At 70.3% G+C, this 18,024-nt stretch carries 26 protein-coding genes; 7 read left to right on the top strand and 19 right to left on the bottom strand.

The annotated features are described in order from the left end of the window. Positions 1-49: 49 nt before the first annotated feature. The 11 genes from JOC24_RS18510 to JOC24_RS18460 all read right to left on the bottom strand — a co-directional run bounded on the left by JOC24_RS18510 (position 50) and on the right by JOC24_RS18460 (position 5,885). Complete coding sequence (locus JOC24_RS18510; RefSeq protein ID WP_167359481.1) at positions 50-205, bottom strand: DUF6131 family protein; 156 nt, start codon at positions 203-205, stop codon at positions 50-52. A gap of 123 nt (positions 206-328) precedes the next feature. After that, a complete protein-coding gene (locus JOC24_RS18505; protein WP_205021428.1) occupies positions 329-607 on the bottom strand; it encodes a gas vesicle protein K in 279 nt (92 codons plus the stop codon). Next, a complete protein-coding gene (locus JOC24_RS18500; RefSeq protein WP_205021427.1) occupies positions 604-831 on the bottom strand; it encodes a gas vesicle protein in 228 nt (75 codons plus the stop codon). Before JOC24_RS18500 ends, JOC24_RS18505 begins: the two co-directional genes overlap by 4 nt. Positions 832-833: 2 nt before the next feature. Beyond that, positions 834-1,652: a GvpL/GvpF family gas vesicle protein gene (locus tag JOC24_RS18495; RefSeq protein WP_205021426.1), complete on the bottom strand. Its 819-nt coding sequence runs from the start codon at positions 1,650-1,652 to the stop codon at positions 834-836. Between the two features lie 59 nt (positions 1,653-1,711). Continuing rightward, a complete protein-coding gene (locus JOC24_RS18490; RefSeq protein ID WP_205021425.1) occupies positions 1,712-2,062 on the bottom strand; it encodes a gas vesicle protein in 351 nt (116 codons plus the stop codon). After that, the gene (locus JOC24_RS18485; RefSeq protein ID WP_205021424.1) at positions 2,059-3,144 is read right to left on the bottom strand and encodes an SRPBCC family protein; all 1,086 of its coding nucleotides are present in this window, start codon (positions 3,142-3,144) and stop codon (positions 2,059-2,061) included. Before JOC24_RS18485 ends, JOC24_RS18490 begins: the two co-directional genes overlap by 4 nt. A gap of 6 nt (positions 3,145-3,150) precedes the next feature. Further along, complete coding sequence (locus tag JOC24_RS18480) at positions 3,151-4,071, bottom strand: histone protein (protein WP_205021423.1); 921 nt, start codon at positions 4,069-4,071, stop codon at positions 3,151-3,153. Positions 4,072-4,079: 8 nt separating this feature from the next. Next, positions 4,080-4,334 (bottom strand): gas vesicle protein GvpG, encoded by a 255-nt coding sequence (locus JOC24_RS18475; protein ID WP_205021422.1) that lies wholly within the window; start codon positions 4,332-4,334, stop codon positions 4,080-4,082. A gap of 1 nt (position 4,335) precedes the next feature. Then, positions 4,336-5,085, bottom strand: coding sequence for a GvpL/GvpF family gas vesicle protein (locus JOC24_RS18470; RefSeq protein WP_205021421.1), 750 nt, complete (start codon positions 5,083-5,085; stop codon positions 4,336-4,338). Positions 5,086-5,088: 3 nt separating this feature from the next. Continuing rightward, positions 5,089-5,532 carry a gas vesicle structural protein GvpA gene (locus JOC24_RS18465; protein ID WP_205021420.1) on the bottom strand — a complete coding sequence of 148 codons (444 nt, stop codon included), beginning with the start codon at positions 5,530-5,532 and terminating at the stop codon, positions 5,089-5,091. Positions 5,533-5,564: 32 nt separating this feature from the next. Further along, positions 5,565-5,885, bottom strand: coding sequence for a gas vesicle protein GvpO (locus JOC24_RS18460; protein WP_205021419.1), 321 nt, complete (start codon positions 5,883-5,885; stop codon positions 5,565-5,567). Positions 5,886-6,008: 123 nt separating this feature from the next. Between JOC24_RS18460 and JOC24_RS18455 the strand changes: the two genes are divergently transcribed. The 5 genes from JOC24_RS18455 (at position 6,009) to JOC24_RS18435 (ending at position 9,470) form a co-directional block, all read left to right on the top strand. Next, the gene (locus tag JOC24_RS18455; RefSeq protein ID WP_205021418.1) at positions 6,009-6,452 is read left to right on the top strand and encodes a hypothetical protein; all 444 of its coding nucleotides are present in this window, start codon (positions 6,009-6,011) and stop codon (positions 6,450-6,452) included. Between the two features lie 2 nt (positions 6,453-6,454). Next, positions 6,455-7,474: a PHP domain-containing protein gene (locus JOC24_RS18450; protein ID WP_205021417.1), complete on the top strand. Its 1,020-nt coding sequence runs from the start codon at positions 6,455-6,457 to the stop codon at positions 7,472-7,474. Between the two features lie 94 nt (positions 7,475-7,568). Beyond that, positions 7,569-8,531 carry an iron-containing redox enzyme family protein gene (locus JOC24_RS18445; protein ID WP_205021416.1) on the top strand — a complete coding sequence of 321 codons (963 nt, stop codon included), beginning with the start codon at positions 7,569-7,571 and terminating at the stop codon, positions 8,529-8,531. A 47-nt stretch (positions 8,532-8,578) separates the two neighbouring features. Next, positions 8,579-9,262 carry a HemK2/MTQ2 family protein methyltransferase gene (locus tag JOC24_RS18440; RefSeq protein ID WP_205021415.1) on the top strand — a complete coding sequence of 228 codons (684 nt, stop codon included), beginning with the start codon at positions 8,579-8,581 and terminating at the stop codon, positions 9,260-9,262. Then, entirely contained in the window at positions 9,246-9,470 is a 225-nt protein-coding gene (locus JOC24_RS18435; RefSeq protein ID WP_205021414.1) for a CDGSH iron-sulfur domain-containing protein, read from the top strand. The genes JOC24_RS18440 and JOC24_RS18435 overlap by 17 nt, the downstream gene beginning before the upstream one ends. Positions 9,471-9,475: 5 nt before the next feature. On the opposite strand, the gene JOC24_RS18430 is transcribed toward JOC24_RS18435, so the two are convergent. After that, positions 9,476-10,714, bottom strand: coding sequence for an FUSC family protein (locus JOC24_RS18430; RefSeq protein ID WP_205021413.1), 1,239 nt, complete (start codon positions 10,712-10,714; stop codon positions 9,476-9,478). A 127-nt stretch (positions 10,715-10,841) separates the two neighbouring features. On the opposite strand from JOC24_RS18430, the gene JOC24_RS18425 reads away from it, so the two are divergent. Both JOC24_RS18425 and JOC24_RS18420 read left to right on the top strand, forming a co-directional pair. Then, positions 10,842-11,024, top strand: coding sequence for a DUF6480 family protein (locus JOC24_RS18425; RefSeq protein ID WP_205021412.1), 183 nt, complete (start codon positions 10,842-10,844; stop codon positions 11,022-11,024). Beyond that, positions 11,021-11,635, top strand: a complete 615-nt coding sequence (locus JOC24_RS18420; protein WP_205021411.1) for an endonuclease — start codon at positions 11,021-11,023, stop codon at positions 11,633-11,635. The genes JOC24_RS18425 and JOC24_RS18420 overlap by 4 nt, the downstream gene beginning before the upstream one ends. 5 nt (positions 11,636-11,640) lie before the next feature. Here the strand turns inward: JOC24_RS18420 and JOC24_RS18415 are convergent, their stop codons facing one another. The 7 genes from JOC24_RS18415 to JOC24_RS18385 all read right to left on the bottom strand — a co-directional run bounded on the left by JOC24_RS18415 (position 11,641) and on the right by JOC24_RS18385 (position 17,958). Next, on the bottom strand, positions 11,641-12,390 hold the full coding sequence (locus tag JOC24_RS18415) for a hypothetical protein (RefSeq protein ID WP_205021410.1): 750 nt from the start codon (positions 12,388-12,390) through the stop codon (positions 11,641-11,643). A gap of 163 nt (positions 12,391-12,553) precedes the next feature. Beyond that, on the bottom strand, positions 12,554-12,748 hold the full coding sequence (locus JOC24_RS18410; protein ID WP_205021409.1) for a hypothetical protein: 195 nt from the start codon (positions 12,746-12,748) through the stop codon (positions 12,554-12,556). Between the two features lie 138 nt (positions 12,749-12,886). After that, a complete protein-coding gene (locus JOC24_RS18405; RefSeq protein WP_205021408.1) occupies positions 12,887-13,756 on the bottom strand; it encodes a phosphatidylinositol-specific phospholipase C/glycerophosphodiester phosphodiesterase family protein in 870 nt (289 codons plus the stop codon). A 222-nt stretch (positions 13,757-13,978) separates the two neighbouring features. Beyond that, positions 13,979-15,100, bottom strand: coding sequence for an acyl-CoA dehydrogenase family protein (locus JOC24_RS18400; protein ID WP_205021407.1), 1,122 nt, complete (start codon positions 15,098-15,100; stop codon positions 13,979-13,981). Continuing rightward, positions 15,097-16,290 carry an acyl-CoA dehydrogenase family protein gene (locus JOC24_RS18395; RefSeq protein WP_205021406.1) on the bottom strand — a complete coding sequence of 398 codons (1,194 nt, stop codon included), beginning with the start codon at positions 16,288-16,290 and terminating at the stop codon, positions 15,097-15,099. The genes JOC24_RS18400 and JOC24_RS18395 overlap by 4 nt, the downstream gene beginning before the upstream one ends. After that, positions 16,287-17,255 carry an NADPH:quinone oxidoreductase family protein gene (locus JOC24_RS18390; protein ID WP_205021405.1) on the bottom strand — a complete coding sequence of 323 codons (969 nt, stop codon included), beginning with the start codon at positions 17,253-17,255 and terminating at the stop codon, positions 16,287-16,289. The genes JOC24_RS18395 and JOC24_RS18390 overlap by 4 nt, the downstream gene beginning before the upstream one ends. A 103-nt stretch (positions 17,256-17,358) precedes the next feature. Further along, a complete protein-coding gene (locus JOC24_RS18385; RefSeq protein WP_205021404.1) occupies positions 17,359-17,958 on the bottom strand; it encodes a helix-turn-helix domain-containing protein in 600 nt (199 codons plus the stop codon). Positions 17,959-18,024 lie beyond the last annotated feature (66 nt).

The following is an 18,024-nucleotide window of genomic DNA, read 5'->3' as shown; positions in this document are numbered from 1 at the left end:
CGGGCGCGGACCGCGCCTCGGGACATGTCCTGTGCGGGACTGCCGGGGTCTACCAGTAGTGCCGGCGGCCTCCGACCGCGTGCCCCACTGCCCCGAGGAGCCACAGGGCGAGTCCGATCACGAGCAGGATGATCCCGATGGTCCACAGGACCCCCAGGCCGGTCACCAGGCCGAGGATGAGAAGGATGGCTCCGATGATGATCATGGCTGCCTCCGATCGCAGCACCCCTCCTCGAAGAGGGGGGATATAAGTGAGGATATGCCCTGATCGGCACCATGCCCAGAGCCCCACCGATCCGCTGCCGTCGAGGTCCGTCCGCGCCGTACGTCAATCCCGGGGCAGCAGAGTCCCCAGCGGGCCGAGATCGAGGTTGAGGTCCTCAGGACGTACCCCGTGCTGCTCGCAGAGCTCAGCCATCCGCTGGTCGAGCAGCATCAGCGTGGTCCCGATCTCGTCCACCTGGCCGTCGGTGAGGTCCCCCTGATCGATACGGCGGATGGCCTGGCGTTCCATGAGTTGCCGCAGGAGTTCCACCACGGTCAGCACGAGCGCCACGAGGTCCCGCCCCAGCCGGTCGGAGTCGACGTCGAGTCGCGAGGTCGTCACAGGGGGCCTCCGTCCGCCCAGGGGGCCGGAACACGTTCGTTGACGGAGGAGAGCAGGGCGTGGAGTGACAGCCGCACGAGCGGGACGTCCGCGATCGCGATCACGAGGTCACCGCTGATCACCACGCCGGTCGCCAGCACCCGGTCCAGCAGGTCGACGAGCGGGACGCCGATGGGGCCGCTCAGGGGCTCGGGGTTGTCCCAGGGGACCACTTCGCGTCGCACGCCTACACCTCGCCGACGAACGAGTACGGCACCCACGGCCCGGAGAGTTCGATCCCGGCACCGGTCTCGTCCCGCAGTGTCCGGCTGAGCGCGTCGAGTTCCGCTGTGCGGTGCTCCGCCACCAGGTAGGTGGCGTTGAGCACCTGTACGCGGCCCTGTCCAGCCGGCTCGGGTGAGTGCAGCCGCAGCCTGCGCCCCGAGGCGGCAAGGTTCCGGAACGCGGCGTCCACGGCTTCGGCGACCCTCAGGGCGTCTTCGTGCCGCCGTTCACGCTGCGCCTGCACGCCTCGCTTGCGCTCGAGATAGGCGAGGCCGGCTCCGGGGGTCGGGCGTGAGCGTGCGGTAGGCGTCTCCGCCCGGAGAGGAGCGGGCTTCGGGTCCGGCACCGGTGATCCGGGTGCGTAGACCTTCACACCCCACTCGCGGTGGCCCGCGGTGCGCTCCAGAACAGCGCGGAACCGCCCGGTCTCGCCGAGGAGTGCCTGCCGGGCACGCTCGTCGCCGTGGTAGAGAGTGGCCAGAGGAAGGGGAACGGTGGGGCATGAAACGGCGACGGCGGACACGACGTCGTGATGTGCGCGTGCGCAGCGTTCGAGGTCGTCCGGGTCGGACATCCGGGCCTGCCACGCCTCGTCCGTGAATTCGGCCGCTCGGACGGTCTGAACGATCGCGGTCAGCCCGCCGAACCGCAGCGGGCGCGGTGGTGCGCCCTCCGCGACACCCGGAAGGCGGCCCAAGGCCGCCGGGTCGGGTGTGTCACACACCGCGAATACGTACAGGGCGCTCTCATCCGCCGCCTGTTGGGGTCCCCGTTCCGTCATGTGGCTCGATCCTCCTTGCTCATCGGTCGTCCGACCCTGATCACTCGTCCCACGCCTGATCACTCGTCCGACGTCTCATCGGTCGTTCGACTCTCGTCGGTCTTCGACTCAAGCGCTTCCAGGCGCTGGCGCAGTTCACGGTTCTCGTCGAGGAGTGAGTTGCGCGCGGCCCGCGAGCTCAGCGCCGGATCGGTCTCCCACCAGTCGATTCCTGCCTTCTTCGCGGTATCCACGGATGCGACGAACAGGCGGAGCCGGATGGTCAGAAGCTCGATGTCGAGCAGGTCGATCTTGATGTCACCCGCGATGACGATGCCCTTGTCGAGGACACGTTCAAGGATGTCGGCGAGGTTGGAGTTCGGCGGCCCCGGAATGGGGTACGCCTGCTGCTCGAGTTCGAGATCAGTCACCGTGACGCCTTCCGCCGAGGCTTCCGGCGTGCAGGAGCTTCCTCTTCCTCCTCCTCGTCCTCGGGCTCCTCTTCCTCCTCTTCCTCTTCCTCTTCCTCGTCCTCGGCGTCCTCGGGCTCCTCTTCGCCGTCCTCCTCTTCCGGTTCCTCTTCGTCCTCGTCGTACTCCTCGTCGTCCTCGTACTCCTCGCCCTCGTCCTCCGGCTCCTCTTCGTCCTCGTACTCGGACTCGGAGTCTTCGGGCTCCTCGCCCTCGGCTTCCTCTTTCTCCATAGCCTCTTCGTGAGACACGACGACTTCACCGTCGCGGATCTCACCGCGCCAGCTCTCGGGCTCCTCGTCGCTGAGGGTGACGTACTTCTGGAAGAGTTTGAAGTCGAGTCGCATGCGGCGGCCCTGTACCCGCCACAGATTGCCCGTCTTCTCGAAGAACCCCGACGGGTAGTACTCCACCACCAGGACGATCCGGGTGAGGCTCGGCGCCAGTTCGTGGAAACTGACACAGCCACGGGTGGATCCCTTGGCCCCCTCGGAGGTCCACACGATGCGGTCGTCCGGCACCTGCTCCTGGACCGTCGCTTTGAAACTGCGGGAGGAGGGACCGATCTTGACCTTCCAGTCGCTCGACATCTCCTCGTCCATCGAGACGCTCTGCACGCCCTTCGTGAAGCTGCTGAACTGGTCGTACTGCGTCCAGAAGTCGTAAGCGGTACGCAAGGGCACGCCCACGTCGAGGACTTCGATGATGTTCATGGACTTGCCTCCGCCGGGCTTGCTCTTGCCCTTACCACCCCCGAACGCTTCCTTGGCCTTGTCCACGACCTTGTCCTTCACATTCCCGGCCTTCTCCGAGACGAAGGCCTTCACCGGGGATTCGCCCTGCATGACGCGAGACGCGATCGATGGCAGCCCACCGCCGTTGTCGGCGATGTCGGTGAGTTGCCCTGTGAGCCCGGTGAGCTTGTCTCCGGCCTTCTGGGCGAGCTTCTCGGTCTGTGCCCCGACGAAGCCGGAGAGCTCCTCGCGAAGGCGGTCCATGCCCGAGCTCTCCGCCTCGGGTTCGTCCTTGTCCGTCCTGGCCATGACTGCCTACCTCCGCCGTCCGCCGCGCTGGGACGCGGCTCGCTTCGATGACGTCGTCTTCTTGGCTGAAGCGTTCTTCTTGGCCGTCGACTTCTTCGCCGGTGCCGACTTCTTGGCAGGCGCCTTCTTGGCCGGTGCTGCTTTCTTGGCCGGTGCCGACTTCTTGGCCGGTGCCTTCTTGGCCGGTGCTGCCTTCTTGGCAGGCGCCTTCTTGGCCGGTGCCGCCTTCTTGGCAGCGGCCTTCTTCGCGGCAGGCTGCTTCGCCGCGGACTTCTTGGATGCGGACTTCTCCGGGGCTTTCTTGGGGGGAGTCTTCTTCGCGGCGGGCTGCTTCTTCGCCGCCGCCTTCTTGCCGGTCCTGCCCCTGGGTGCCTCTCCGGAGGACTCGCCCCCGCGAGCACTCGGCCGCGGCTCCTCGGGCTCTTCCTCTTCCTCCTCTTCCTCCTCTTCCTCCTCTTCCTCCGGCTCTTCCTCCTCTTCCTCCGGCTCTTCCTCCTCCGGCTCCTCGTACTCCTCGTCCTCGTCCTCGTACTCCTCGTCCTCGTACTCGGGCTCTTCCTCGTCGTACTCGCCCTCGTACTCCTCGTCCTCTTCTTCCTCGTCCCGCCGGCCGGACTCCCCCAGCCGCGCGGTCCGGTCGCTGATGGCATCCGCGAGCGAGTTCATGCCCCGGTCCGCCGCAGCCGTCAGAGCCTTTCTGCCGGAATCGAGGACCTCACCCTTCAGCTGGTCCTGCAATTCCGCGAACTGCGGCATCTCACCCAGTCTGCGCATGCCTTCGGCGGCGAGCTGGCGCGGTTCCAGGCCGAAGCGCCTGCCCGCGAGATAGGTCGCGACGGAGAGTGCCAGACGGCCCTTCTTCGTCCTTCCGAGTACGTATCCGCCCACCACAGCTGCTGCGAGCGTCACCTTCGTCTGATCTTCCATAAGTTGAGTCACCTTCGATGGTTCGGCGCGGGGCGGACTCGTCCGGCATGGAGCCGGTCGAGCAGCTCCTCCTCTTCACGTTCGAACTCCTCCAGGCCGACGTTTCCGTCCTCGAGCTCCTGGTTCAGTGCGGCGAGCTGAGACCGGATCACGCCGGGGTCGTGGAGCTCGCGGTCAGCGACATCGTTGACCTTCTCCGCAACCCAGGCGACGCCGCGGACCGGTGCGAGGGGCAGCAGGAGAAGGCCGGTGAACAGTCCCATCTCAGCCCCCCGCGACCGATGTCCGGGGGGCGCGGGAAGAGACGAAGCTGTAGCAGGGCAGCGGCCCCGCGACGCGGAGTTCGACGTGGTCGCGATGCACGTCGGCGAACCGCTGTGCCGTGGCCCGGAAGGTGTCGCTCTCGCTCCGGTCGACGAGGAACGACACGTTGAGTGCGCAGCCGTGGACCTCCGGCCCGGCGGCCACCGCACGGGCCATGGGCGTGAGCCTGTGCAGGACCTTCTTCCCCGCGTCGGCTGCCCGGCGTGACAGAGCGGTGGCGACGGCCTCGCCGAGCCTGACGTTCGCCTCGTAGTCGGGGCGTCTGCGGACCGCCTCGCGCAGCCGTCGTACGTTCTTCTCCTCGGCGACGACGGCCGCGAGGGCGTTCTGGGCGGGGAGCGCCTTGAGGTTGATCTCGACGCCTCCCTCCAGATGGCTCAGCGTGGCGAGGTGCTCCGCCTGCGATCCGGTCAGCTGGGCACGTACGGACTCCTCGTCCGGTGCGACGGCGCCGAACCGCATGGGCAGAACGGGCCCCCTGTCCGAGAGACGGAGGAGGACTTCCTGGTGAGCCATCAGGTCTCTGCGCCTGGCGCGCAGTTGCGGTGGGGCGTTGCTCACGACCGCGGTGACACGTCCCCCTCCCACCAGCCGCAGGGGGGCCGGAGGGCTGCCCACTCCGACCATGTCGGCCGGCAGCACCCCACCCTCCGGGATGAACGCGTAGACGTACACGCCGTTCTCGGTCACGGCTCAGGCCTCCGCGCGTCGGCGTCGGCTCGCCCCGTCGCGTGCGGGTGCCCGGCGCTTCCTCGGCCGATCCTCCTGGCCGTCGTCCTCGTCGCCGCTGCCCACCGCCTTGCGCACGGTGTCACCGACGGACTCGGCGGCCTTGCGCACCTTGCGCTTGCCGACCGACTTGGCCACTCCCCCGCCGAGCAGTTCGGGGATGGTGGTGCTGCCCGAGTCGCGCTCCAGGTCGAGCCGGTTGCACGCCTCGGCGAAGCGCAGGTAGGTGTCGACACTCGCGACGACGATGCGCGCGTCTATCTTGAGGATCTCGATGCCGACCAGCGACACCCGGACGAACACGTCGATGACCATGCCGCGGTCGAGGATGAGTTCCAGAACGTCGTAGAGCGTTCCGGCCCTCGGCGGGCACGGGGCGACTTCGTCGGCGTACATGGTCGTGGTCATGGGGCGTCCTTCCGGGTGAGAGGCGAAACGGGTCATTCGTCGGCGGAGCCACGCCGGTAGCGGCGGACTCTGCTGTACTCCATGAGTTCGCCCCGCTCATCGATCTGCACCTCGTAGGAGGCAAGCAGGCTCGTGGTGTCCGGGATGCGAGGGACTTCGAGTACGTCGACGACGACGCACCATCCGTCGTCCTTCCGCCGCACGGCCGACACCCCCTCCGCGGCGTGGCAGATCAGTCTTTCCAAGCTCTCGCAGGCAGCGCGGGCAGCGTGCTCGGGGCCGCGCCGGGACGATGAGCGGGGGGCTGCCGTTTTCGCTGTCTGCCCGGAACGGGCGCGACGATTCTCTGCCATGGGACCCAGTCTCATCAGGATCGGTCACGGCGCATCTCGACGTCGGCCGGGACCCCGGCGGACCACTCACCCTTTCGGCGTTCCGGCGGGACGCCTCGCACGGGACGCGTCAGAGTCGTAGGCATGAACGAGCGCCCTGGCCCCAGCGGGCCCGACGAAGAGCAGGTACGGCCGCCCGGGACCGGTGACACGACCGTCGAGGCGCTCGGGGCACTGACGGAAGCGCTGGAGAAGGTGGAGCGTGCCCGGGGGCAGCTCTACGGGTTCCATCAGCTCACGGGCGGTGCGGACCTGACGCTCGACCGGGCGGTCGAGCTGCTCCGAATGGGTGGGCACGCGGAGCAGGCGGACCTGGTGGAGCGGGAGATCCTGGGCCGCAACGTCATCCCCGGCCGCTGGACCTTCCAACTGGTCGAGGCGTACGACGACACGTACTACCGGCCGTTCGTCGCGGTCGAGGAGCAGGTGCGTCAGGAACTCGTCGGAGGGCGGCGCCATGTGTACGAGGCTGAGATGAAGGAAGCCCGCCGTACGCACGGGCACCCCGACCACACCCCGAGGCCCTGACGATGGATGCGGGAGACGCCCTGCGGCGCATCGCGTTCCTCCTGGAGCGGTCCCAGGCAGCCACGTACCGTGTCAAGGCCTTCCGCACGGCAGCTGACTCGGTCGGCGCCATGGACGCGTCGGAGGTCGCCGAGCGGGTGGCACAGGGTTCGCTGGAGAGGGTGCGCGGAATCGGCCCGAAGACGGCCAAGGTGATCCGTGAGGCGGTGGAGGGCGCGACACCCGCCTATCTCGAAGCGCTGGAGGAGGAGGCGTCGGCACCGTTGACCCGGGGAGGTGACACGCTGCTCGCGGCCCTCCGCGGTGACTGCCACATGCACTCCGACTGGTCCGACGGAGGGAGCCCGATCGCGGAGATGGGCCGGACCGCGATCGAGCTGGGCCACGAGTGGGCGGTGCTCACGGACCACTCCCCCCGGCTGACCGTGGCCAACGGTCTCTCGACCGAGCGCCTCCTCGACCAGTTGTCCGTCGTGGCGGAGCTCAACGAGCGGTGGGCGCCCTTCCGACTGCTCACCGGGATCGAGTGCGACATCCTCGATGACGGATCGCTCGACCAGGACCCGGAGGTGCTGGAGCGACTGGACGTCGTCGTCGTCTCGGTCCATTCGAAACTGCGCATGGACGCGGCGGCGATGACCCGGCGCATGCTCGCCGCCGTACGCAACCCGCACGCGGACGTTCTGGGGCACTGCACGGGGCGGCTGCTGGGTGGGAAGAAGCGCCCTCAGTCGGAGTTCGACGCCGACCGGGTGTTCGCGGCGTGCGCCGAGGCCGGGACCGCGGTGGAGATCAACTGCCGTCCGGAGCGGCTCGATCCGCCGCGCGATCTGCTCCGGCAAGCTGTCGCGTCGGGTGCTCTGCTCTCGATCGACACCGACGCTCATGCGCCGGGACAGTTGGACTGGCAGCTGTACGGGTGCGCGCGGGCCGAGGAGTGCGGGGTGCCCGTGGAGCGGGTCATCACCTCCTGGCCGGTGGAACGGCTGCTGCACTGGACGACGGAGAAGAACATCGGGTAGCGCGGGTGAGGACAGGCCGGTCGCGCCTGTCCGGCGTACAGTCGATCACGGTTGCCCGTGTGAATCCGGGGCATGTCGGGGCAGGAGGAAACCCATGTCACGTCACCGCACAGGCCCTCTCCTGCCCCGACCGCGCGGAGTGCTCTCCGCGGGGGTGATCGGATATCTGCGGGGCGACGGTGCGCTGCCGGATCCGGGTGCCGCCTGGGGTGCCGAGCCCTACGGCGACGACCTGCAGCTCGCCCTGTACGTGTGCTATGAGCTGCACTATCGCGGGTTCACCGGTGTGCGCCCCGAGCTGGAGTGGGACCCGCCTCTGCTCGCGGTACGCGCCGCCCTGGAGAAACGTTTCCTCACGGCACTGCGCCACGATGCCACGGTAAACGCGAGTCTGGACGACATCCTGGACGGCCTGCTCCTGGAACCGGTCCGAGGATCCGGCGTCTCCTGGTTCCTCGAGGACCGGGGCGAACTGCGCCACCTGCGCGACTACGCCATGCAGCGTTCGCTCTACCACCTCAAGGAGGCGGACCCGCACGCCTGGGTGCTGCCCCGGCTCGGTGGACGGGCCAAGGCAGGCATGGCGGCGATCGAGTACGACGAGTTCGGCGCCGGGCGCGCGGACCGCATCCACGCTCAGCTGTTCGCCGGCCTCATGGCCGATCTGGGCCTGGACACCGCCTACGGGGGGTATCTGGACGACGGCTCCGCGCCCATGCTGACCCTCGTCAACCAGATGTCGCTGTTCGGCCTGCACCGCAGGCTGCGCGGAGCGCTGGTGGGCCACTTCGCCGCCGTCGAGATCACTTCCTCCCCCGCTTCCCGTCGTCTGGCCCACGCCATGAAGCGCACCGGTGCGGGCCCGGCGGCGGAGTTCTTCTACACGGAGCACGTCGAAGCGGACGCGGTGCACGAACAGGTGGTGCGCCGGGACGTGATCGGCGGGCTGCTCGAAGACGAGCCCGAGCTGGCGGCCGACATCGCTTTCGGCATCATCGCCACCTCGTACCTCGAGGAGCGGCTCGGCGAACGGCTGCTCGCGGACTGGCAAGCCTGAACCCCGTCCTGATCCGCGAGCCCGCCCGGCAACGAATGGAGTGGCAGATGTCCGCAGACACGGCTGAAGACACCCGTAACACCCGGCTGATGACCCTCCCCGGTGTGTACGCGCCCCAGCACGACACCCGCCTGCTGATGGCCGCGCTGAACAAGGAGACCATCGCCCCCGGCACCGAGGTGCTGGACGTCGGGACGGGCAGCGGCGCGCTCGCTCTGCGCGCTGCCCAGCTGGGTGCGCGTGTGACGGCCGTGGACATCGCGCGGCGGGCGGTGGTGACTGCGAGGCTGAACGCGCTGCTGCACCGTCGGCGGATCACCGTGCAGCGCAGCGACCTCCTGGCGTCTCTGCCCGGCCGGTCCTACGACCTGGTGATCTGCAACCCGCCCTACGTTCCGTCGCCCGTGGGCCGGCTGCCCGGGCACGGCGCCGCGCGGGCCTGGGAGGCCGGGTGCGACGGCCGCGCCATCCTCGACCGGGTCTGTGCGACCGCCCCGGCCGCGCTGCGCCCCGGAGGCCGGCTCCTCCTGGTGCACTCGGGGCTGTGCGACAGCGACGTGACCCTGCGGCACCTCTCGGACGCCGGGCTACGGGCCCAGGTAAGTGTCCGCGCGCTCGTGCCCCTCGGACCCGTGCTGCGCTCCAGACTGCGCTGGCTGCGGGACACGGGGCTGGTGGACGAAGGAGAGACGGCGGAGGAACTGGTGGTCATCCGTGCCGAACAAGCCTGAACGCCCTTGCCGGATCGCCCTCGGCGACGAGGGGCCCCTGCTGGTCGAGGGGCCCGTCGAGATCACCTGTCCGGACGGCAGTGTGGCCGTCTCGGACCGGTTCGCCGTCGCCGTCTGCATGTGCCGCCGCAGCCGGATGTACCCCTGGTGCGACACCAGCCACCGACGCCGCACGCGGCCGGACGAGCGCAACGGCGCGGCGGACTGACGCACTCATTCGCCGGCCCGCACCCGGAACTGCGTCGCCCCGCGCAACCTACGGGACACCTCCCTCAGCCGGGGCCGGCGTTCGTGGGCCTCGGCCGAACGCCGGTCCAGCTCCTCGGCCAGGCGCTCCGTACGCTTGTCGATGTCGAGCTCGTCGAGGACGCGGTCGACCTCCGCGAGCAGTGCGCCGTGCAGCTGCCACTGCCGCGGGTGTTCCTGGACGTCCTCCAGCAGCAGATCTGCCACGCGGTCGCGCGTCACGCGGCTGCGGGCGAGCGCGTCGGCCAGGCGCTCCTCCGCCTCTTCCCCGCTCTCGGCCATAGGAGTGGTGATCATCGTCGCGAACCCTTCGACGGCGTCGGACATGTGCCCGAACAGTTCCCTGAGGTCCGTGGCCACGTCCGCGGGGAAGAGCGTCTCCTCGGTACGTGCCTTGGCGAGGTCGGTCAGCGTCCGGGTCAGGACGCGCAGCACCACGGCACAGATCTCCAGAGTGTCGAGTCCGGTCCGCAGGACCACGCGGTGCAGCAGCCCCTGCCTGACACGGGGGTTGAGCATCAAGCTCTCCTCGGCCCGCCGCAGGGACGCGTCCACCTCCACGATGTCGTGGTCCAGGCGGCGCGCTTCGTGGAGGCGCGCGGCGGCCTCCCGCACGGGATGGTTGCCGCCGATCTCCTCGCCCAGGGCCCGCAGCATCCTTCCCATCCGCTCCCCAAGGCCGCCGATGGAGGCGCCCGCCGATTCGACCCAGACGGGCGGTGCCAGCAGGAGGTTGAAGAGCAGGCCGACGCCGGCACCGATGAGCGTCTCCAGCACGCGCCCCCATGCGGTGGCGGCGACCTGCGAGACGCCGAGGACCAGCATCGCGCTGATCGCCACCTCGGGCACGAACTCGTTGACCCGTACCAGTCGTCCGATCAGCAGTGAGGTGAAGATGGTCAGCCCGAGGCTCCACCAGCTCAGGCCCACCAGCGAGCTGAAGCCGCTGGCGATCAGGACCCCTACGACCACGGCGTTCACGCGCCTGATCCCCGTCGTGAGCGTCGCGTAGAGCGTGACCTGGACCACGAGGAGGGCGGTGAGGGGCGCGGTGAGAGGGGCGGGATGCGGGGCGGGCAGAACCGTCTGGGCCACCGCGAAGGCGATGACCGCGGCGGCCGTCGACCGCAGTGTCTGGGCCGCGGCGGGCTCGGTGGTGCGCTGGACGAGTTTGACGACGGGCTCGGGCGCGGAGACTGCAGGCATTCCTTGAGGGTGCCCCGCTACGGAGTCCCGCAGCGCTTCAGTGACCGGTCGGACTCCGTACGGACGTACGACGCACCGCCATCGGTACCGCCTCGCGGTCCCGGCCGCTCGGGAGGAAGGTGGAGACATGGCTATCTCACTCACGCCCCCGGGGGAAACGCCTCCTGCCGAGGGCTGCATAAGCGAAGCACACGTCGAGCGCGCCGACGGGGGGATCTGGGAACACCCTGTTCTCTGGGCGACCGTGGTGATGCTGGGCTCGGCTGTCGTCGCCGGGTACTTCATCGCGCGCGTCTTCGGTTTCACGTGACGGCGCGCGGGACTCTGGACGCGCTGCTCGAGCGACACGGCACCACGTTCGCCACGGAGGCGGGTATCCGGCTGCGGGACGCCCCTCAGCCCTTGTACCAGCTGCTGGTCCTGAGCCATCTGCTCAGCGCGCGTATCCGTGCGCAGATCGCGGTGGCCGCGGCGCGGGCGTTGTTCGCCCACCGGTTGCGCACGCCGCGCCACATGGCCGACGCCACCTGGCAGGAGCGGGTCGACGCGCTGGGCGAGGGAGGCTACCGCCGCTACGACGAACGGACGGCCACCCAGCTCGGGGACGGTGCCCTGCTCCTCCTCGACGCGTACGGCGGAGATCTCCGGCGGCTGCGCGAGGAGGCGGACGGGAAGACGGAAGCGCTGCGCTCGGCGCTCCGGCGCTTTCCGGGGATCGGGCCTGCGGGAGCCGACATCTTCCTGCGCGAGGTGCAGACGGTGTGGCCCGGTCAGGCGCCGTACCTCGACGCGAAAGCCCTGCAGGGCGCGGAGCGGCTCGGCCTTCCCACCAAGCCCGACCGGCTCGCGCAACTGGCAGAGGGCCGGGATCCCGCTGTGGTCGCCGCGGCACTGGTGCGGGGCGCGCTCGGCAAGGGCTGAGCCGCTCAGTTCGTCGGCCGCCGCTTGCCAGGCTTCCTGGATCGGTTCTCCACGAGTGCGCGCCGGATCTGCGCGGCGGCCGCGCGGGCGTGGTCCGAGGTCGCCGTCCGGTCGGCCACCGACGTGACGAAACGGTGGGTGGGGCGCAGGCACTGACCGCACGGAGTGTCGGTGGCGAGCAGGTAGCCGTCCTCGCACTGGGGGTTCGCGCAGTGGCCGGGGCTCACGAGCGCTTCGGCGATCTCCTGCGGTGCCCAGCGGCGCCGTCCGTCCTCGTCCTTCTCGTGGAGGGCATGGGACCAGCGGACGTTCCACCGGCGCTCGAGCCGCTCCAGGAGCTGGTCGGGGGTGCGCCGGGCGAGCTCCCGGTGGATCAGGTCGTGCACGGTACGGGGGTGCCGGTGGCCGAGCGCCTGGACCAGCGGTTGCGGGAGTGCCTGAAGGATGTAGTTGACCGGGTCGCCCCCCGCGCGCTCGCGCCACTTGCGGCAGCCGCAGGGTCCCTCGGCGGGCAACGCCCGCTGACATCGGCCGCACTGGCCCCGGCATTCCGCGCAGAGCCCGTCGTCGAGCCCGTCCAGGTGGGGCGCGGGCGCCCGGCCGCAGTCGCGACAGCAGGCCGCGCACGGACCGCAGAGGCGCTCGTCGCCGAGCTTCGTCGTCCACTGCCGCTGCTGGCAGCGGCAGCACAGGGCGTTGTTGCAGTACTCGTGGTGGGCTGCGCCCGAGTGCCGTCCGGGGGGCGGGAAGGACATTGGTGCGTTCTCCAGGTGCGTGGCCAGGGGCTGTCGGGTCCCGAGCCATGTCACGAGGCACGCGCAGGGGCCTGCGGACGACGGTATCGCCCCGGTCGGCCCCGTGCGGCGCTGTGCGACGATCGGACCTGCATTCTCCCGCACCCGGACGGTGCGTGCGGAATCAGGGCCTCAGGCCGCTGACCACGTTCGCCGTGGCGGTGATCCCCTCGTGGATGGTGGGAGCCATGCTCGTACCCGCGAGAAGGAAACCCAGCAGGGCGCAGACGATCGCGTGCGAGACCTTGAGCCCGCCGTTACGCAGGAAGATCACTGCGAGGAGCAGCAGAAGCAGCACCACTGAGATCGAAATGGCCATGGCCAACCTCCTCCGCCGCGCCGGAATTGCGGCATTCGGCCGCCAGTGTGGCGCAGCGGAGGGACCGTTCGGCGCACTGGCGTGTCCGCCGAACGGGTGTTGACCGACGGTGACCGGGAGCAGAGATCGGCACGCCGGTCAGCCGCCTCCGCGGCTGCTGGGCTCGCGTCGCCGGAGGAAGGTCTCGAGCCCTGCCAGATCGTCGGTGTTGAGGTGGTCGACGTCAGCGGCGACGAGTTCGGTCCACAACGCGTCGCGTTCCGGACCGGCAGTGTCGGGGGTGCCCCAGAAACGAACCCTTTGCCCGCGAGCGTGGGCTCCGGAGACGAGGGTGCGCAGCCTGTCCCGTTCGGCACCGGGGAAGGAGCCGGCCCCCCGCCAGCTGAAGCTCGTGGACCAGTTGCCGCTGATGAGCGGGATGAAGGAGGCCGGTGCGGCGGTGCCGAGGTCGTCCGGTCGCCCGTCGTAGAAGGCGTACCGGGTGGTCTGTGCCTCCATCGGGACGCGGGCGGCACGGTCTCCCGAGATGACGGGGGTGACCGCGCCGGTACGGACCCGGCCGTGGACGGAGCGGGTGAGCATGGGGCGGTATCGACGGAGCACCCGGTCGAGAGCGAGGTAGGCGGCGGCACCGTCCGCCTTGATGTCGATCAGCAGTTGCAGCGCGCCGCGGTGTCCGGCGTGGTGGGAGCGGACCAGGTCGAGCAAGGGGTCCAGGTAGAGCGAGACGAGGGTGCGTGCGGGGTCGAGGCTCTCGGGCTCGTGGGCGACGAGCAGTTCGCCGTCGACGAGGAAGACGTCCGCCTCGACGCTGGTGAATCCGTGCGCGAGCGCGTCGCGCAGGGGGCGCGGGTGCAGGTAGTCGTTGTGCGCGTGTGCCCTGGCCAGCGGGCGGGGACCGCGGGGGCGGGCGGCGGCCGCTTCGGCTTCCTGTGTGGGGATGAGCGCGCCCGCGGCGGCGGTGGCGAGGGCGGTGGTGAAGACTCTGCGACGGGTCAGGTGCGCCATGGGGTCTCCCTGAGGCGGTCGTGGGGGTGCAGCGGGCGGGGGGACGCGACGAGTATGGAGGCACGGACCCCCACAAAGTCAGGTACCTGCCAAGAGTTGGAACAGCCGTCGTCCCGGCGCCGACCGCACCGCGCCTGCTGTTTCCCTCCGCTGCGCTCCGGGCACCCCGCAGGGCGGGGCGGGGACACGTATGAGCGCGCGCGTCCCCGCCCGGTGTCCGGCTCACGGAGCCGGCAGCTCCACCAGCCCGGCCACGGACTCGCGGTGCCGTCCCGCGGTGCCGTACGCGATCGAGTCGGCCTTGGCCCGCTTCAGATACAGGTGTGCGGGGTGTTCCCAGGTCATCCCGATTCCGCCGTGCAGCTGGACGCACTCCTCCGCCGCGTGCACGGCGACCCCGGAGCAGTAGGCCTGTGCCACGGCCACCGCGAGCGGAGCGTCCGGGCTGCCGGCCGCAAGCGCGTCCGCGGCGTTGCGGGCGGCGGCTCGCGCGGAGACGACCTCCAGCCAGAGCTGGGCCATCCGGTGCTTGAGCGACTGGAACGAGCCGACGGGCCTGTTGAACTGGTGGCGTTCGCGGGTGTGCCGGACCGTCTCGGCCAGGCACCACTCGGCCAGTCCGAGCTGCTCGGACGCGAGCAGACCGGCACCGGCGAGAAGCCCGGCACCCACGGCCGCGGCCGAGGGTCCCGCCTCCGCGAGCCGGGTGCCGGAGGCCCCGTCCAGGGTGACCGCGGCGAGCGGGCGGGTCAGATCGAGCGGGACGTGGGGCTGGACGGTGACACCCTCCCCGCGGGCCTCCACCGCGTACAGCCCTTCCGCTGTGGGCACCAGCAGCACGTCGGCCGCCGCCGCCTCCGCGACGCCGGTCACGGTCCGCCCCAGGGTCCCGGTCATCGCCGAGGCTCCGTCGGCGGGGGCCGTGGCGAAGGGCAGGACGAGTACGGCCACCTTGCGCCCCGCCGCCAGTTCGCCGAGGAGTTCGACGGTCGGCCCGTCGTCGGCACCGAGCGCGAGGAGCACCTCGGTCGCGACGACGGCGCTGGTCAGGTAGGGGGCCGGAGCGACGCTGCGCCCCAGCTCCTCCAGGACCACGGCGGCTTCACGGTGGGTGGCACCCTGGCCGCCGAACTTCTCGGGGACCAGCAGTCCGGCGGCTCCGATCCCTGCGGCGAGGGATTCCCAAAGCCGCAGGTCGTACGGCGTGTCGGACTCGATCCCGGCGATCACCGTCGGCGCGTCGGCCCGGTCGGCGAGCAGGGAGCGCACGGCGGACCGCAGGTCCTCCTCGGCTTCCGAGTAGAGCAGGTCGGGTGCCTGGGCGGGTTCGGTCTGTGCGGTCATCGGGCGAGATCCTTCCAGGCGACGTCCTTGTCGTTGCGCGGCTCCACGGGCAGACCGAGGACGCGCTCGGCGACGATGTTGAGCAGGACCTCGCTCGTACCGCCCTCGATGGAATTGCCCTTGGACCGCAGGTAGCGGTAGCCGGCGTCGCGTCCGGTGAAGTCGACCAGTTCCGGGCGGCACATGGTCCAGTCTCCGTACAACAGGCCCTCGTCACCGAGGAGTTCCACCTCGAGCCCGCTGATCTCCTGGTTGAGGCGCGCGAACGCGAGCTTCATGCCGGAGCCCTCGGGGCCCGGTTGTCCGGCGACGAGCTGCTGACGCAGCCGCTCGCCCGTGAGCCGGGCGACCTCGGCCTCGACCCACAGCGTGAGGAGCCGCTGGTGAAGGTCGTGGGTGCGCAGGCCGGGCCTTTCGCGCCAGGCCTTCGCGACGGTTCCGATCATCCCGCCCTCACGCGGGATGCGAGCCCCTCCGATGGAGACGCGCTCGTTCATCAAGGTGGTCTGGGCGACCTTCCAGCCGTCGCCCACCGGACCGAGGCGCCTGCTGTCCGGGATGCGCACGCCGGTGAGGAAGACCTCGTTGAACTCGGCCTCGCCGGTGATCTGGCGCAGCGGCCGCACCTCGACGCCTGGGTCGGTCATGTCGCAGACGAAGTAGCTGATCCCACGGTGCTTGGGGACGTCGGGGTCGGTGCGGGCGATCAGGATCGCCCAGCGCGCCACGTGGGCGCTGGACGTCCAGACCTTCTGCCCGTCGACCACCCAGTCACCCCCGTCGTCCCTGACCGCGCGCGTACCGAGCGCGGCGAGGTCGGATCCGGCTCCCGGCTCACTGAACAGCTGGCACCACACCTCCTCACCCACCCACAGCGGGCGCAGGAAGCGCCGCTTCTGCTCGTCGGTCCCGAATCCGAGGATGGTCGGCGCGGCCATGCCCAGACCGATGCCGATGCGGCGCGGATCGTTGTCGGGAGCTCCGGCAGCGGCCAGTTCCGCGTCGACGACGGGCTGGAGCGAGCGAGGGGCGTCGAGTCCGCCGAGCCCGACGGGGTAGTGCACCCACGCCAGGCCGGCGTCGAAGCGCGCCTCGAGGAACTCCGTGCGGCCGGTGGTGGACGGAGGGTGTGCGGCCAGCAGTTCCCGGGTGAGACCGCGGATCTGCGCCGCGTCGAGGGCCGCGCTCATCGGGCACCTCCCGACGGCAGGACGACGATGCGTCCCGTGCTGGTGCCGTCGGCGACCCGCTGCACGGCTCGCGCGGCGTCCGCCATGGGGACACGTTCGCTGATCAGCGGCTTGACGACGCCCCGCGCCGCGAGTTCGGTGAGCTCGTCGTGACAGGCGCGGACGGCCGCTGGATCCTTTGAGTTGTACAGGCCCCAGTGGAGTCCGACGATCGAGTAGTTCTTCACCAGGGCGTGGTTCAGGCCGGGCGTGGGGATGGCGCCGCTCGCGAAGCCGACGACGACGACGCGTCCCTCGAAGGCGATGCACTTGACGGACTTGGCGTAGGCGTCCCCGCCGACCGGGTCGTAGACGACGTCCGCGCCTCGTCCGGCCGTGGCCTCCTTGACCGCCGCGACGATGTCCTCGCTCCGGCGGTCGATGACCAGGTCGCAGCCCAGTTCGCGGGCGGCGGCGGCCTTCTCGGGTCCGCCGACGACTCCGATCACGGTGGCGCCGGCGGCTTTGCCCAGCTGCACGGCGGCACTGCCGACGCCGCCCGCCGCCGCGTGCACCAGCAGCGTCTCACCCGCCTGCAGCTGTGCCCGCCGGTGCAGACCGAACCAGCCGGTCTGGTAGCCGATGTGCAGTGCGGCCGCCTCGGCGTCGTCGAGGGCTTCGGGGGCCGGCAGCAGGGCCGCCTCGTCCGCGACGACGTACTCGGCGACGCCGCCCTCCGGGAGGTTGGGGGTGGCAAGCACCCGGCGCCCGTCCTGCGTCTCGCCGCAGATCTCCACTCCGGGGGTGAAAGGCAGCGGGGGCCTCACCTGGTACTGGCCGCGGCAGAGCAGCGCATCGGGGAAGTTGATGTTCGCCGCGCGCACCTTGAGCAGCACCTGTCCGTCCCCGGGGGTCGGGCGGTCCGTCTCCTCGAGCTCCATCACCTCGCTCGGCTCGCCGTTCCGGTGCACTCGCCATGCCTGCATGAGGGGCCTCCACAACACTGTCGGCATTACCACTGCTCCGGCGCATACTAAGCGGTCGCTTGCCCCTCTGGGAACACCTGGCGCACGTCGGCCCGGGGCCCGTTCACGACCGCTTCGGCTTGGCCCTCACGTGCATCCGCTCCCCCTGCGGTCCGAACAGGCTGAGGAACTCGACCGGCTCGTCGCCGGCGGGCCCGAACCAGTGCGGCAGCCTGGTGTCGAATTCGGCGGCCTCCCCGGGGGCCAGGACGAGGTCGTGATCGGCGAGCTTGAGCCGCAGCCGGCCGTTGAGCACGTACAGCCACTCGTAGCCCTCGTGCGTGCGCTGCTCGGGCACCTCGGTGCAGGCCGCCTCCTGCACCACCTTGTAAGCCTGCAGACCCCCCGGCCGGGCGGTGAGCGGCAGCGAGGTCTTCGCACCGTGCACGATCGGCTTGGCCTTGACCCTCGGATCGCCGACCGGAGGGGCCCCGACGAGATCGTCGAGCGGCACCTCATGGGCCCGGGCGATGGGAAGCAGCAGCTCCAGGCTGGGGCGCCGCCCACCGGACTCCAGGCGCGACAGGGTGGAGACGGAGATGCCGGTGGCCTCTGAAAGCCCCGCGAGCGTCACACCCCGGTCCTTGCGCAGCCGCCGGAGCCGCGGACCGACCCCGGTGAGCACGGCGTCGAGTTCGGGATCGTCCTGATTCTGTTCCTTCATGACCTCCATTGCAGAATCAGCAATCCCGTTTGTCAATCAGGTGCCCCGCACTCCGAGGCGGCGGGT

It is taken from the genome of Streptomyces sp. HB132 (assembly GCF_016909575.1).
GTDB lineage: Bacteria > Actinomycetota > Actinomycetes > Streptomycetales > Streptomycetaceae > Streptomyces.
The sequence above is the reverse complement of the archived record's forward strand: the minus strand, read 5'-3'. Positions and strand labels throughout refer to the sequence as shown.